Below are 14,393 nucleotides of genomic sequence, written 5' to 3'. Positions count from 1 at the left end.
TAGTGTTTTTAAGCGAAAAACGCCATTCGTGCTTGTGCGAATTCTCTTGCTGGGCTTGACTCGGCATCTCTTTTTCATTCCTAATTATGTATATTTTTCATTGACATAGCCCCGAACCGCAAGGTGAAGGGCGACGAGTTTAACGTAGAGTTAGCTCTTATTCTCGTCTTGGAAAACGACCAAAATTTCCTCACAAGAGAATAAGGTGAACGCTCACGTCCAGAAATGGGCGTGGGTCGTTTGTACTTATCTTGTGAAAGGTTTCTTGGTCGTTACCTCAAGACGGTAAGTGCATTCGACACCACGCTTTTTTGTCGATTGCATTATTCATAAGGGCTAGAAGGAGCCCTGAAATGCAAAATTACAATCTGTATAAAATCGCAACGGAAAAATCAGATTGGAAAAGAATTTGTGAAATCAATGGTGTTAATTACGACACCGTTGGAACACGAAAAGAATTATCCGTATTGAAAAAATATTTGGAACAAGATGAAATTGTTTTCGCAATGGCTTCTGGTTTGATGAAACAGACTGTCACTTCTAACACCTTTGATTGGGGTGTTAATACCTGGCTTGTTGTTTTAACGTCGGAGAGATTCTTGTTTCTTGACGCGGCTATGTTAACCTCGTCTGTTGATACACAAAGCATTAGATTAAAAAATGTTCAAGCGATTTCTGCATCACAGGGCTTTTTACTTGGGAAAGTCATGATTGATTTAGGTAGCAGAATTGTAATAGTGGACAATTGCGATAAAAATGCCGTTGAAGTAATGGCTACACTCGGAAATCGATGGATAAAGAAATTAGAAAGTGGTTTTGTTCCCCCAAAAGAGAATGCAGATATCTCAGAACTTAAAGAAAAATTGGAGAAGGAAAATAATCAAGTTCATCCTCCGATAGCAGAGACTCCTCTAGTCAATAAAACAACAGCCGCTTTAGTTGCAGCTGTTTTGGGTTGGTTTGGATGGCACGATTGGCTTTACGGAAATAAAGCTGTCGGCGCAGTTAAATCTTCTATGGGCTTTTTTATGTGGCAATCATATCAGCATGATAGGTACGTTTTATTTTCTTTGATTGCTTTTATCCTGTCTATTTGGATTTTAGTGGATTTGATTCATATTTTTGATGGTTCTTTTTTTGGAAATCGCAAATCATCTGAAATTTCAAATGGATTAGAAGGTATTCTTGGGTTAGCCTACTTGGTGATAATTGTAATCAGCGGTTACGGATTTATAATGGATTGTATTGATTCTAGAAAAAAAGATAATGGAAAATTGGCTAGTGTACGAGAAATTGTGGATACATACAATCAAAATGAAGCCGCTGCAAAACGGAGTTTTGATGGACCTCGTTTTACAATTGGTGGTTCAGTGCAATCTGTTGATGAAGGAATGTTCGGCGGGTATACCTTAAAGTTTGAGGGATTTGGGATAAACATCTTCAATTTGGGAAGTAAAATTACAGATATGGAACTTTCTTTTTCTAAAAGTCAATCGAAAGAACTAGTAAATATTCGTAAGGGAGATATTGTAGCCGCCAACTGTATTGGACGAGGGGTGGCGCTTAATGTTTATAGTGCGGATAAATGTATTGTAAAGGCAGTAAAAAAGAAGAACAAATAAGGAGTTTTATATGTCTATATTAGATGCTTTGCTTTATAAATCGTTCGGCCCTGTCTTTATTAAGGAAAATAGTGATGCCGAATCCTTTATTGAAAAAATGAAGGCCCTGTCATCAAAAGCCTCTGGTAAAGTAAAAGATAAAATCGAACAGCAAATTAGTGCTGCTGAATCGGGATTGTACGGTGAAAAACAGATTGCCTATGAACTAAGAAACAGTGGCATGGATATGTTAATTATGCATGATCTATACCTGGAAAAGAATGGGCTGTCTGCGCAGATTGATTTTTTGGTAATGACGAGAAAGCATACGTTTATCATAGAATGCAAAAATCTTTATGGCAATATTGAAATCGACGATAAGGGTAATTTTATTCGTCATATTGGTCATGGAAAATTTTATCGCAAAGTGGGTTTTGTATCTCCTGTTTCGCAAAACGAGAGACACTTGAACGTCATCAAGGAAATTCGCAAAGAATACAAGACCAATTTCTATACGCAGGGCGTTTTTGAAAAGTTTTTTCCACAAATTTACCGTTCCATCGTGGTGCTTGCCAATCCCAAGACCATCTTAAACGACAAAAATGCGCCTGATAGCATTCGTAAAATTGTCATTCGAGCGGATCAACTTGTTTCGTATATCAAGCGAATTGATGAAGAGGATGATCTATATAAATCTTCCGAAAAAGAAATGCACGAACTCCTGGATTCCTTCATCAAATGTAGTAAGCCCTGCAAATCTGATTATGCAAAAAAATACGAAGAACTCCTGAATGGTTGCAAGGCAGATGACAACGTGAAACAGGAAGAAACTGTTTCTGAAGCCGGTTCGTCTTCTGTAGATGAAAAGATCGCTGAAACAACTGCAGAAAAGATTTGTCCTAAATGCGGAAAGCCTCTAATTTTACGGACTGCAAAAAAAGGAGACAAGGCGGGAAATCAATTTTACGGATGCAGCGGTTTCCCCAAATGCAGATACATAGAGAATGTCTAGATTTCTGCGGGGGTGGCGCTTCACCGTTTCCAGCGCCATCAACATGTTCTACAAGCAGATTATTCTGCAACAGGGAATTCCCTTCGACGTGAAGTTGCCCAAGGCTCCAGAAAACTCCGCCAAATGGTCTAAAGAACGCCTCGATGCGGAACTCGAGAAGGGCTACAACGACATGCTGAAAGGCCGCACCCGCCCCGCCGCGATGGTCCTTTCCGATGTCAAGAAAAAGTACAAGGAATTGTCAGAATGCAAAAAAGCTTAGATAACGCTCGTAACGGTCGCGTCCTTAGACAACATATACGCGAAACTTTCTGAAGTCATCTCCGAAATCAGTAACGGAGCGCAACTAGTCAATGCGGAAAAAATCATCAGGAACTTGATGATTTCTCCCTTCCAAAGTCAACGAATCGTCCACAACAAGTAAAGTGGCAGGCTTACCGTTGAGCATCCTTCACAATCGTTCACGGCGATGTTCTTGAGCGAAAGTTTGTACCCCTTTGCCGGTGCAAATTTCTTGCAGAACTGCTTGTAGCTTTTGGCTTGCGTGTTCGTAGCCGCCTTGACCTCGACAGGAACGATTTTCCCGTCATTTTCAAAGAGGAAATCAAGTTCCGCACTGTTCCCCGAGCGCCAGAAATACGGGCCTTTTTGCATGCAGAGCAGTTCGTTCAGAACATAGTTTTCTGTGACGGCACCCTTATTCGTATTGGGCGTATCGTCCATCAAGATATCCTTGTAGCCAAGCGAAAGTCTGCGGCCCAGCAGGCCGATGTCCGAAAGGTACACCTTGAAATTCGTCGCATCTGAATTTGCAGACAAGGGAACTTCTGCATTCTGCACAAGCTCAACCAAATGGACAAGCCCGGCGTTCTTAAGCCATTGTAACGCGGCCTCCAGCTCGTGTGCCCTTTTGCCGTTCTTTACATGCGAAAACATGAACTTGTTGTTTTCCTTGGCAAGTTGCTTGGGCACGGAATCCCATATCATGCGGATTTTTTCAATTTCATTTACGGGAGCGTGCTTCGAGAAATCGTCCGCATAGTCCGCAAGGATTTCATCCTGGATTTCTCCCACGGTTTCAAAATTCCTGGAGGTTGCGTATTCTTTCACCGCTTCCGGCATTCCGCCTACAACAAGGTATTCCTTCAGCAGGCGTTCCATAGGTTTTGCATAGACTTCGGGAATTGTCCGATCGACAGGCCAATCTGCAAAGAGTTCAATGTATCTTTCTTTACCGCAGGCGGTCAAGAATTCCCTGAAGTTCATCGGGAACATCTGCATGCGGTTGACTTTCCCGACAGGGAAGGAAATGTTTTCGCGACGGAGAGCTACGCCGAGCAAGGAGCCCGCGCATGCCACATGGAGTTCCCGCATGTTTTCGCAGAAATATTTCAAGGAAGTAATTGCCCGCGGAGCTTCCTGGATTTCATCAAAAATCAGGAGAGTCTTGCCGGCCTCAATTTTGCTTTGCGTAAGCAGCTCAAGCTCCCTGACAATCCTCTCTACATCAAAGTCATAATCGAAAATGGCAGCGAACTTGTCACTAGACTCAAAGTTGATGTAGCATACGTTATCGAAGTATTTTGCGGCGAATTCCTTTAAGGTATGGGTCTTGCCGCATTGGCGAACTCCCGTCAGAAGCAGGGGCTTCCGGCGCTTGCTATTTTTCCAGGTGAGCAAATCTTTTAAAAATTCGCGTTCCATACCTTTAATATACAAAAGTCATAGGACTTTTGCAACAGAAATTACGTTTTTCATAGGACTTTTTGTGAAATTCTTGCTTTTTTTGCACGAATTGCAGTCCGACATGATGTTTCGGGGCTTCCATGACCCTTTCAAAAGTCGGCATTTCGAGTCCGAACGTGGCTTGTAGACGGAATTCCGCTACCGGAGCCCAATAGCAGAGAATTTTTCCCTAGACTTCTAGCCCTGCCTGCGTCATGTATTTTTGCGCGAATGCGTTTGCCTCGTCGTCTTTTTGCTGGTTCTTGTTGCCGTAATAGACGTTCTTGATGAAGATGTCCTTCTTGCCGTGGAGCACGATGTGGCCGAGCTCGTGGAAGAACGTGAACCAGAACGCGTTGCGGTCCTTGAAACGGTCGTGCAGCTGGATGACGGGGATGTCCTTGTACCAGCGGGCCATGCCGTGAATGGGTGCCGACTTGAAGTTCTGCGCGTAGAGCACCTTGATTCCGAGCTTTGCGCCCAGTTCCTGCAACTTGTGCATGCCGTCGTCAATAAAATCTTCGCCCACCTTCGGCTTGGGCAGGGCCTTCTTGCGGCGTAAATCTTCCCACGCGGCAACGTCGTTTTTGGCCAGTTCCACAAATTGCGGCATTGCCTTCTTGATGGCGGAACGCACCTTCTTGTCGTTCTGCTTTTCCATCTTGATTTCGTCGGCGAGGATTTCGCCGCGGCGCATCCACACGGAGGCCGCGTACGGGTCTTCGGTTTCGGCCAGCGAGATGCGGAAGGCCACCTTCAGGCGGTTCTTGTAATAGTAATTTTCCCACGCCTTGGGGCTTGCCACCCCGAAGAACTTGAGGATGGGCGACACGCCGTCTTCTTTGTTGTTGAAGTCCTTGATCCATGTGCGCGGATTGAGTTCACCGATAGGGAAGAACTTGCGCCAACCAACTCTTTTCTTGAGGGATTCTTTGATTTTTTCACGCCAAAGGTCTTCGTCGTACTGTTTTTGAAGGTTGAGCCAACAATACTGGGGAATCCCTGTTCCAAGCTCAAGGCTGTAGGCCATTTCTACCGTTACCCTGCACTTGGCTTTGAGCAGTTCGTTCATTGTTTTGGGGGTGTAACCGATTCGAACTGCAAAATCGTTGATGTCTACGCCCATCTCCTGAAGTTTTTCTTCAAGGACTTCGCCCGGAGATGTTGTCCCCCACAAAATGAGTTCTTTTTCTTCTGCCATATTATTCCTCTCTATTTATGATAATCTACAATTTCTACGACTTCGGCCTCGGTAACTTCAGCCCAAACAATAGCCTTGTCCGGCTCTGCTCCCCAAATAATCAATCTATACGGTTGATCAAGATCGCAAGCCCATTGGCCCTTGCGGTTGCCCACAAGTTCGTGAAAGTGCCCCGGAAATAGGGACAAGTCGGAAAAATTTTCAACTGCCTTCAAAGCGTTGATTCGAGCTCTGTAGCATACGGCTCGTTTTTTGCCCATTCTCCGTATTGCGTACGCGTCGTCCCTAGCACAAAGTTCCAAATCCTTATCTCTAAACTCAACTTTCAAGAAACCTCCATCGTTAATCAAAAGTCCTGCTTTCTAATATAATAAAAACTTTTGAGATACGCAAGGGGTGTCTTGTTTTTCTAAAATACGCAGATTGAGTTGATTATAATACTAGCCAATGGGGACGGTACCCACCTGCCTACAGCCCTGCCCTCCTTAGGAGTCATTCTGGAGTTGCAGGGAATTCTGTAATGCCCCGATGTTCGCAAAAATATTTTTGCTATACTTAAATTATGGCGAAACCCTTCAGCAAATTCCTTGGGAAGTTCTTTCTGGTGACCGCGGCGGCGCTGTTCGTCGCTTGTGGCGATGACGGGAGCAGTTCCGGCCCCGAGGGTGGCGAAAGCAGTACGGTTGAAGAATCGAGTTCCTCGGATGCCGCGCAGTCTTCGTCTGTTTTGCAGTCGAGTTCGTTGGCAGAAATTTCGTCTAGCAGTGTAAATGGTGATTCCGGCTCAGGGGCCGGAATGACATCCTCTAACAGCGGTGACTCCGGTTCTGCGACATTCTCGGACACCACCAAAATCACTTACACGCTCAAGCGTTTCGATGGGCCGCTTTCCAACCCGCACAAGGGATTCACGGTGCCGACCGGTGGCGCGTGGACGTTTGTTCCGGAATTCGAATACGGCCCTTACGGTTCCTTGAACAACAGGGCGTGGGACCTGGTTTCGTACGGTTCCGGTTACCAGCAATGGAACAAGCTGAACCCCGCAAAGGGCGTTTATGACTGGACGGAACTGGAAAAACTGCTGAACGCACTTGCCGAGCACAACATGACTTACGCCTTGCGCGTGCTGCCGTACACCCCTTCGTTTATCAAGAGCGATTTCCCGCCCCAAGAAGAATACGACTGGACTCCGCCCTTTGTCTATGAGATGGGTGCGAAGAAAATCCAGATTGACTTGCGGGGGACGGATTTCCATGCGTACGCTCCCGTCTGGGACGATTCCATCTATATCTGGGCGGCGAAGGAGTTTGCGAAGGCCCTGGCCGAAAAATACGACGGCGACCCGCGTATCGAATACATCGATGTCCGCACTTTTGGCGAATGGGGCGAATGGCACACCTCGCACATGTTGGGGAGCGTGATGCCCGCCGACTCGGTGCTGAAGGATATGCTGGACTATTATGCGTCCGTGTTCAAGAAGACCCAGCTGGTGCTGCCTTCCAACGGTTTTGGCGATGTCTATACGCATGCGCTCGACCTCGGCATTACCAAGCGCGACGACGGGTTCATCGGCATTCCCGGCAGGCCCGATACCTTGCTGCGGGCATACAACGCGAACCTCCCGACTATCGCCGAGAATATCGCCGGTTACAGGACGATGCTGGCCAATGACGACCTGATTCCCGGAGGCACCCAGAAGTGGACCGCGGAACGCTGGGTGGATGCGATTACCACGGCGCACCTGACCTACTACGTGTTGGACCAGGACAACGACTGCGGTTACTATTTCTACAAGGACAACAAGGCGCTGGCCGATTCCATGAGCAAAGTTATCGGGTACAACTTTACCGTGACGCAGGCGGAACTGCAGACGGTTACGGCCGCCGACACCGCTACAGGCAATGTTGCGACGAACACTTTGAATATCACCGTCAAGAACACCGGCGTGGCGCCCTGTTTCTTCGATGTGTATTTGGTTGCTGAATTTGTGGATAGCACAGGTACGGCCATTGCGCAGTTGGGCAAAACCGTCCGCATTCCCAAGGGTACGTTCAAGGACGGCTCTTCGCAGGAATTCTCGTTTAGCGGCGATGTTCCGGTGGGCGAGGCAAATCTTGCAACCCAGCCTGGCGTTTCCGTGGCGCTCTCCCTTTTCGAGAGCGAAGAAGCCTACAAGAGCGGCAAGAATCCCACCGTCCGCTTCGACAACGACGGCCTCCAAGAAAATAATAAGCTACTATTGAAATCCCGTTAACGCGAAATTTCATGTCCCTTCTGCTAGCATTAATCTTTTTGGCGCTTTTCATAAGTGCGATTGTCCGCGGGCAGTTCTCTTACGGCAAGGCGGATTACAGTTTTCGCGAGCATCCGGTGCAGTTCGTAATCGTGCTTGTGTTCATCTTGGGCGTGTCGGCGCTTTGCTTTTACCGGTTCCTTGTCGAAATGGAATTCTTGCGGTAAATTTCTACATTTGGGCACGCTATGCTCCAAAAGAAATCCCTGATCGTTTTTGACCTGGACGGAACGCTGTTCAATACCCTCGGCGACCTTGCCGTGGCGGTGAATTTTGCGCTGCGCCATTTCGGGCTTCCGGAACATGACGAGCAGCGCGTGCGGACTTTTATCGGGAACGGCTCCATGAAGCTGATCGAGCGGAGTATGGGGGAGGCGGCCCTCCCGGAAATCATTGCCCGCACGGGCGTTACAGTCGAAATGGTTCACAAGGTCTATTCGGATTTTTACTGGGAACACTGCACCGAACGCACGCTCCCGAATCCGGGCGTTGTTGAATTCTTGCGCAGTACGACTGCCCGTGTGGCCATGCTCACCAACAAGCCGGAGCGCCCGACATTCAAGTTGCTGGAACATTTTGGGCTCCGCGACCGCTTTGAATTCGTGCTCTGCGGCGACACCACGCCCGAACGCAAGCCTAGCCCCGCGGGTCTCTTGAAAATCATGGAATCCGCGGGTGTCGCTCCCGCCGAAACGGTCATGGTGGGTGACGACCAGCCCGACATTCTGGCCGCCCGCAATGCCGGAGTCGACTGCATTACGCTCCTCTGCGGGTTCGGAAAGCCGGTGAACCTGCTCCCGCTTGCCCCGGATAATGTGGTCGAAAGCTACGCCGAAATGTGTGAATTACTTTGTTCTTTAACGCGTTGACGCTCTTGTTTTGGGGCGCGCCTTCGCACAGCCTTGTAAAAAATTGTATAGTTGTGCTTGGTATGCTCTATAAGTTTTTACGCCTCGTGACATTCGTATTGGTGATGGCTCTCGGCCTTGTCGCCTGTAGCAATTCTTATAGTTCCTTTGCGGATGTTTCGGAAGAAAATTCTTCGTCAGAAACCTTTTCGAGTTCATCGTTTGTAGTTTCGTCAAGTTCTTCAATAAAATTCTCGAGTTTTTCAGATGCCTCGGAAACCGTGTCGGTTGTTGCTCTGGTAACGGATACCTTCGAGGTTTTTGCCTTTGGGTCGTTGAATATCGATATTGTCGCGGATTCGTTCTTGACCAAGTTCGATTACGGGGACGTTGTTTCGGTGATGGTGCCTGGGTACGATACGCTGGACGTTCCCGTGGTTGCGAGCTATGGCGATGTGTTTCCGGGCGAATTCTTTTTGTATGTTTCCTCGGGACTGAATTATCTCAAGCTTGAAGCCCGTTATGGACAGATGGCGGAGGTCATTGGTCTCGGGCGAGGTGCAGAATTCCCGATAGAAGTTGCCATCCGGATGAAGGAGAAGGGCGGATATGCGGAACATCTGGGAAACTTGAACTCACTTGCAATTTCCTATTCCATTGAGGCGTATCCGGAACTTTCCATCGCGGACTTTGCGAACTTCAGGATGGTGCGTACGACGGGAATGGGCGAGGGTCGGCTTTACCGCTCGTCAAGCCCGGTGGACCCCTCGATTGGGCGCAACAAGTATGCGGATTCACTTGCGGCGGTCGCGGGAGTCAAGACCTTCGTGAATCTTGCAAATAGCGCGGAATATGCGGAATCGTACAACGGCTTTGCGCAGTCCTATTATGCGACGCGGAACGTTGTTTACCTTGATGTGCTGCCGGGCTTTGCGAACACGCCGTTCAAGGAGGGCTTCGTGAAGGGGCTCCGTTACATGATAGAGCATGATAGCCCGTACCTGTGGCACTGCACGTACGGCATGGACCGCACCGGGTTCTCGATAGCCGTGCTAGAGGCCCTGATGGGAGCGACCGCCGAAGAAATCAAGGCAGATTACGTTGCAACGCACAGGAATTTCTATAGCGTGAGTGGCGGCAGGCAGGTTGCCTTGACCGCGAAGCAGGCGGAACTCATTCAGGCGATAATCGTGAGGCTCATGCGGAATGCGTATAAGGTGGAGGGAGTCGACATCTCCGATTTCGAGAATGCTGATTTGGCGGCCGCCACCGAGAAGTACCTGCTTTCGCTTGGCCTGGAACAGGCCGAAATTGATTCGCTCAGGGCGCGGCTGAAGTGAAACTACTTCAGGAATTTTCGAATGACGTTCCTTACATGTTTCGCGTTAAGCGGGGTGGTCGATGTTTCGAATGTTGCGATGAGTTTCTCGCCGAGCGTATAGCCGGATTTGTCGTAGAGCTCGATTTTTTTGACGGCGTTGGACGCGTATTCCGGATTGTCCATCAGTCCGAAGTGTTCCCATACAAGTTCCTTGCGGGAGCGAATGTTCAAGCAATAGAAATCCGGATGCAGTGTGCCCATGCCCTTGACTGTAAGTGGGAATTCGTACCGGAAGGGAATTCCTTCACTATCTAGAGAATCGGCGATGATGACCTCGGACTTCGACCGGACTCTCACGCCTCTTGAGGTATAAATTTCCGGAGTGTCTTCTGCGAAGGATTTTGCCTTGTATGGGAGGTTCCGCCAGAGTTCGGCGTATTTTGCATCGGGCAATATCGCCGGAGCGACTAGTCTCTTGCGGGCTGGATTTAGGGCGTTGTAGATATCCTCAATCTCGGTGCCGTTGTATTTCAGGGCAAATTTTTCCAGCAATTCGATTTCACGTATTGCTGCCGATAGAATAGCCTTGTTATAATCCCTTTGGGCGACTGCCTGAACCTTGTGGAGTTCTTTTTCGGGAACGTAAACTCCGTTGAGGTTGCTGTTGTTTACAAGGTAAAAATGCGGATAGCCGCTATAACGGCGCGGTTGTCGTGAGAACGCTAACCGCTTTTCGTGAGACAAAATTTAATTGAATTACAAAACCGATTGAACGGTTATTGAGGTTTCCTTGAATCGGCTATAAATTTACGAATTTTACTGGTTCCGTTCAAGTGCTTAAACATTCCTTCGTAACTATTGATTCTTGACTCCTGTTTAGCCTGGTCGTTGTCTGGATTGACAACGGCCTTTTTGCAGTTTTTGAGCACCCTAATGCCAGGATATACCCTATAGGGCAATATATGGACGCCAAGGAAGTCAAAACCGAAGGCGGCTGGCTGTAGTTGTATTTTATGCGGGTGAAGGGTCAAAAGAAGCTCTTTTTTCAAGAATTTTCGAATACGGTCAATGGCATCGACCAGCCGTTCTTTGTCATCTGAGACCAGGACCATATCGTCAACGTAGCGGCCATAATAGCGTATTTTCAGCTCTCTTTTGACGAAATGGTCCAGTTTATTCATGTAGATATTGCCGAACAGCTGCGAAGTAAGATTGCCTATAGGTAGACCTCTTTCGTCGCCTGCATATTTCATCGATTTGTCGTGCGGAAGGTCGTCCCAGGCTTCGGGTGGGCTACGGAATATGGCCGTATCTAACGGCTTCGCATAGACAATTTTCTTGATAAGATACTTGCATAGGTCAATGTCTGGGACTCCGCTCCATTTGGCTCTTTCAAGCCCATCCATAATAAACCCATAAAGCAGGTCTTTATTGATATTCATAAAGAAGCCTTTGACATCGAGCTTGAGAACCCAGCAATCCCTGTGGAAGTCGTTGCTAGCAGCTCTCAAGAAGCCTCTGGCCCTATTTATGCCAAAAAGGGTTCCTTTGCCCTTGCGGCAACTGTACGAGTCAAAAATAAACTGTCTCTCGAAAATTGGAAACAGCCAGGAACAGAGCAAATGGTGGACTACACGGTCGCGGAAATCAGCCGCAACGACCTCTCTTTTTTACGGGTAATTTGTTAATAAAGCATACAGACGGGGATAATTCGTAAGTTCTTGAATAGAGCTCCTGGGCAAGCCTTAATAGGTTGGATTCTAGGTCTAGTTCGAATTTCAGCTGGCTTCTGGTATTCCGCTTGTTTTTGCGGGCCAAACGATAGGATTTATACAGTAAGCGATAAAGAGAGGGCACCGATAGGGTGCCCTCCGAGGAGTCCTTGACGAGACGAACAGAGTAGGCGTTTGTCTTATTGTTGTTGTTCGAATTCATCGATGCGCCCGTATTGAAGTTACGGTTGTAGGCGTTGGTAGACGAATTCTCATTGGCCGTCCAGAAGTTCGCGTTGCTGCCTAAATTGTTGAAGGAGCCCGAGTTCCGGTTACCAGCGGGAAAAGCCGCAAAGCCCATACGACTAAGTATTCATTTAATAAGGCTTAAAAGAGGCATTCATTGGATCTTGTAAGCGGTGTAAACCCGTCACCAGGAAGACCCGGTGATGAGGGCAGAATACTGGATTCCTCTTTGCTCGCTCCATGCGTCCGTAAACTCATGGATTCTGGCATTATCGTTTTCAAAATCTCCTCGATTTTAGTGTTTACAAACATCCATTGGTCGATGCTTACTTGTTTAAGTTCATTTAAAAGACGAAAATCAAACCGTATTCGATATAAAGAATCTATCACACTGGTCGAATCAATGGCCGTTCTATGGTTAATATAAAGAAAAATGTGCTCTCCCACGTTCACCAACTCATTGACTATCCGTTCCCCGATGGTGAATTTATAATCTCTATCGATTTTAGGGACAAGTTTTGAAGAATAAATGATAAAGTCAAAAACCAGCCTATAAAGCAAAAATTCAGCGGTTTTCACATCTTTCTTTGATGAGTCTTTTGCTTCTTTTGTGACGGGCTTTTTCTTGTCTGCCGTAGGCGAAGACAATATGCCAGATTTCCATTCCTGGAAGCCGTCAATATCTGGTATTCCCTTTATTACGATATGAGAATCGTCCAATACTTCATAAGAAAAGGCCTTCTGCTTCGCCGTCATCTGGACATCTTTGAGCACGGTCTTTGGGAAACCGAGCCACACCAAGTCCTGCGCGACCTTTTGGACGAATCTGTGATGAACCTGGTATTTTCTAAAGATTTTTGAAAAAAGGAACGCAGAACGTTCCCAAGCCTGCCAGAACAGTCTGTCACGAAACAGATGGAGTTCGTTTCCGGCGTTATTTTCAAACTTTATGATGTCTTCTGTATTCATAAAAAAAATTCGCAAGGCTGCTTCGCAGCCTTGCTTCTGGATGCTTAGCCGGGGGGCAAATTTAATTAAATTCAGGACCGTGCGCCTTGCGGCGCTCCGGTCCCGTTCGCTCTAGGCCCAAAAGGGCCTAGGCTCACTTAGGAATCCTTGACGAGACGAACAGAGTAACCGTTTGACTTACTGTTGGAGTTCGAATTCATCGATGCGCCCGTACTGAAGTCACGGTTGGCGGCGTTGGAAGACGAGTAACCAGTGGCCGTCCAGAAGTTCGCGTAGCTGCCTAAATCGATGAAGGAGCCCGAGTCCCGGTGACCAGCGGGAAAAGCCGCAAAGCCGTAGTCATCGGTGCCACCCCAGGAGCTCGCCCAGCTTACACCGGAAGCCTTCAGTTTAGTGCCTGCCGTCGAGGTGCCACCAACAGCCGTTGCTAAGGCGTCCCACTCAGAAGTCGTCGGCACGTGCCAACCGGGGCATAGAGTAGACCTGTTGTCGTTAAGATGCTTGACAGCATGCCAGTTGTAGAGCAGCCCACACTTTCTAGTACCATCTATGCCGTAAGTAGCTTCGTCATTGTTATAATACCAGGCCGACGGAGACGACGGAGAACCCGACGGACCAATATTAACACCGCTGAACTTGAAATCCAGGTTCTCCGCCAACCAGGTCACACCTCCAATATTGACCGTACGGTACGTTCGACCGCCAATGTCAGATGTCCCTGGAGTTATGAATCGGACTTGTCCAAGCCCTTCCTGGGAAAAGTCAACTCCTTCAAGAACGATGGCGAAATTATTGTAGTATGTATTGCCTGCATGCGGGAAGTAATTCGTGATAGAAGCCCCGATATAGCCATTTTCGTCCACGATCTTGATGCCAACCTCGGAATCGATCATCTTGGTCGTTATTCCGCCAACAGATCCACCCCCGCCGGTTATGGATGCGATGAGCAGCGCCATGTCGTCGAGCTTCGCCGAAGACGGCACGGTGACACCCTTGTCGGTGATGGCCTGGATGATATCGGCTTTTGCGCCGTTCAGGCGCGTGATTTCGCTTGCTACGCTCATTTAAAGCCTCCTTAAATTGCCGCCAAGAGGGTTTCGATATTGCCAAGGGCGGCATTTACATCGTCCTTGCTGGCCATAATTCGCCCGATTTTGGCCACTTCCCACTTGGTGGAGTCCCACGGACCGGCGGGGGTATTCTCGGAGCCGATATCAACCTTGGCGCGGTAAAGCACACCGGAATGATACCTCAAGGCACCTTCGACATAGTACCCGTTTTCGCTATACTCATCTTCGATGTCAGCCGTTCCGGCGATTTCAGCCAAGTCGAGACGCTTGGAACTGCCCGATATGCTGAAAACACCTTCGTAGTGGTTTTCGCGTGCGGCGGCAAGAGTCACCGGGGAAAGTTGCCCGGTCTTTTCGCCTTCGAATGCTTCGTTACTGTTAGCCATAGTCACCTC

At 48.0% G+C, this 14,393-nt stretch carries 14 protein-coding genes and 1 pseudogene; 7 read left to right on the top strand and 8 right to left on the bottom strand.

Going from position 1 to position 14,393, the window contains the following annotated elements:
• Positions 1–353 precede the first annotated feature (353 nt).
• Genes B4B27_RS04985 through B4B27_RS04975 form a run of 3 tightly spaced genes read left to right on the top strand, consistent with a single transcriptional unit; the run spans position 354 to position 2,875 of the window.
• Positions 354–1,622, top strand: coding sequence for a PH domain-containing protein (locus B4B27_RS04985; protein WP_290724279.1), 1,269 nt, complete (start codon positions 354–356; stop codon positions 1,620–1,622).
• Between the two features lie 10 nt (positions 1,623–1,632).
• Positions 1,633–2,613 (top strand): nuclease-related domain-containing protein, encoded by a 981-nt coding sequence (locus B4B27_RS04980; protein ID WP_290724277.1) that lies wholly within the window; start codon positions 1,633–1,635, stop codon positions 2,611–2,613.
• A complete protein-coding gene (locus tag B4B27_RS04975; protein ID WP_290724275.1) occupies positions 2,606–2,875 on the top strand; it encodes a type II toxin-antitoxin system RelB/DinJ family antitoxin in 270 nt (89 codons plus the stop codon). Before B4B27_RS04980 ends, B4B27_RS04975 begins: the two co-directional genes overlap by 8 nt.
• A 137-nt stretch (positions 2,876–3,012) precedes the next feature.
• On the opposite strand, the gene B4B27_RS04970 is transcribed toward B4B27_RS04975, so the two are convergent.
• The 3 genes from B4B27_RS04970 to B4B27_RS04960 all read right to left on the bottom strand — a co-directional run bounded on the left by B4B27_RS04970 (position 3,013) and on the right by B4B27_RS04960 (position 5,799).
• A complete protein-coding gene (locus B4B27_RS04970) occupies positions 3,013–4,317 on the bottom strand; it encodes an ATP-binding protein (protein ID WP_290724273.1) in 1,305 nt (434 codons plus the stop codon).
• A 211-nt stretch (positions 4,318–4,528) separates the two neighbouring features.
• Positions 4,529–5,539 carry a HigA family addiction module antitoxin gene (locus tag B4B27_RS04965; protein WP_173380908.1) on the bottom strand — a complete coding sequence of 337 codons (1,011 nt, stop codon included), beginning with the start codon at positions 5,537–5,539 and terminating at the stop codon, positions 4,529–4,531.
• An 11-nt stretch (positions 5,540–5,550) separates the two neighbouring features.
• Positions 5,551–5,799, bottom strand: a complete 249-nt coding sequence (locus B4B27_RS04960; protein WP_414654297.1) for a type II toxin-antitoxin system RelE/ParE family toxin — start codon at positions 5,797–5,799, stop codon at positions 5,551–5,553.
• A 302-nt stretch (positions 5,800–6,101) separates the two neighbouring features.
• Here B4B27_RS04960 and B4B27_RS04955 point away from each other — a divergent pair, with 302 nt between their 5' ends.
• From B4B27_RS04955 to B4B27_RS04940, 4 genes are all read left to right on the top strand, one after another.
• Positions 6,102–7,793, top strand: a complete 1,692-nt coding sequence (locus B4B27_RS04955; protein ID WP_290724270.1) for a hypothetical protein — start codon at positions 6,102–6,104, stop codon at positions 7,791–7,793.
• A gap of 38 nt (positions 7,794–7,831) precedes the next feature.
• A complete protein-coding gene (locus B4B27_RS04950) occupies positions 7,832–7,999 on the top strand; it encodes a hypothetical protein (RefSeq protein WP_290724268.1) in 168 nt (55 codons plus the stop codon).
• Positions 8,000–8,020: 21 nt separating this feature from the next.
• Positions 8,021–8,701 (top strand): HAD family hydrolase, encoded by a 681-nt coding sequence (locus B4B27_RS04945; RefSeq protein ID WP_290724266.1) that lies wholly within the window; start codon positions 8,021–8,023, stop codon positions 8,699–8,701.
• A 62-nt stretch (positions 8,702–8,763) separates the two neighbouring features.
• Complete coding sequence (locus tag B4B27_RS04940; protein WP_290724264.1) at positions 8,764–10,020, top strand: tyrosine-protein phosphatase; 1,257 nt, start codon at positions 8,764–8,766, stop codon at positions 10,018–10,020.
• A 2-nt stretch (positions 10,021–10,022) separates the two neighbouring features.
• On the opposite strand, the gene B4B27_RS04935 is transcribed toward B4B27_RS04940, so the two are convergent.
• The 5 genes and pseudogenes from B4B27_RS04935 to B4B27_RS04915 form a co-directional block, all read right to left on the bottom strand.
• The gene (locus tag B4B27_RS04935; RefSeq protein WP_290724261.1) at positions 10,023–10,745 is read right to left on the bottom strand and encodes a hypothetical protein; all 723 of its coding nucleotides are present in this window, start codon (positions 10,743–10,745) and stop codon (positions 10,023–10,025) included.
• Positions 10,746–10,777: 32 nt separating this feature from the next.
• Positions 10,778–11,644 (bottom strand): annotated as a pseudogene (locus B4B27_RS04930) (RNA-directed DNA polymerase); the annotation flags it as partial.
• 456 nt (positions 11,645–12,100) lie between these two features.
• The gene (locus tag B4B27_RS04925) at positions 12,101–12,928 is read right to left on the bottom strand and encodes a hypothetical protein (RefSeq protein ID WP_290724257.1); all 828 of its coding nucleotides are present in this window, start codon (positions 12,926–12,928) and stop codon (positions 12,101–12,103) included.
• A gap of 137 nt (positions 12,929–13,065) precedes the next feature.
• A complete protein-coding gene (locus B4B27_RS04920) occupies positions 13,066–13,992 on the bottom strand; it encodes an FISUMP domain-containing protein (protein WP_290724255.1) in 927 nt (308 codons plus the stop codon).
• 11 nt (positions 13,993–14,003) lie between these two features.
• Entirely contained in the window at positions 14,004–14,384 is a 381-nt protein-coding gene (locus tag B4B27_RS04915) for a hypothetical protein (protein WP_290724253.1), read from the bottom strand.
• Between the last annotated feature and the right edge of the window lie 9 nt (positions 14,385–14,393).

It is taken from the genome of Fibrobacter sp. UBA2449, assembly GCF_002342555.1.
In the GTDB taxonomy this organism is placed as follows: domain Bacteria; phylum Fibrobacterota; class Fibrobacteria; order Fibrobacterales; family Fibrobacteraceae; genus Fibrobacter.
This window is presented reverse-complemented; position numbering and strand designations above follow the sequence as displayed.

Coding starts and splice junctions, on each gene's coding strand:
- B4B27_RS04970 (WP_290724273.1), bottom strand. CDS start 4,317: ATGGAACGCGAATTTTTAAAAGATTTGCTCACCTGGAAAAATAGCAAG.
- B4B27_RS04955 (WP_290724270.1), top strand. CDS start 6,102: ATGGCGAAACCCTTCAGCAAATTCCTTGGGAAGTTCTTTCTGGTGACC.
- B4B27_RS04915 (WP_290724253.1), bottom strand. CDS start 14,384: ATGGCTAACAGTAACGAAGCATTCGAAGGCGAAAAGACCGGGCAACTT.
- B4B27_RS04925 (WP_290724257.1), bottom strand. CDS start 12,928: ATGAATACAGAAGACATCATAAAGTTTGAAAATAACGCCGGAAACGAA.
- B4B27_RS04985 (WP_290724279.1), top strand. CDS start 354: ATGCAAAATTACAATCTGTATAAAATCGCAACGGAAAAATCAGATTGG.
- B4B27_RS04960 (WP_414654297.1), bottom strand. CDS start 5,799: ATGGGCAAAAAACGAGCCGTATGCTACAGAGCTCGAATCAACGCTTTG.
- B4B27_RS04980 (WP_290724277.1), top strand. CDS start 1,633: ATGTCTATATTAGATGCTTTGCTTTATAAATCGTTCGGCCCTGTCTTT.
- B4B27_RS04945 (WP_290724266.1), top strand. CDS start 8,021: ATGCTCCAAAAGAAATCCCTGATCGTTTTTGACCTGGACGGAACGCTG.
- B4B27_RS04975 (WP_290724275.1), top strand. CDS start 2,606: ATGTCTAGATTTCTGCGGGGGTGGCGCTTCACCGTTTCCAGCGCCATC.
- B4B27_RS04940 (WP_290724264.1), top strand. CDS start 8,764: ATGCTCTATAAGTTTTTACGCCTCGTGACATTCGTATTGGTGATGGCT.
- B4B27_RS04965 (WP_173380908.1), bottom strand. CDS start 5,539: ATGGCAGAAGAAAAAGAACTCATTTTGTGGGGGACAACATCTCCGGGC.
- B4B27_RS04920 (WP_290724255.1), bottom strand. CDS start 13,992: ATGAGCGTAGCAAGCGAAATCACGCGCCTGAACGGCGCAAAAGCCGAT.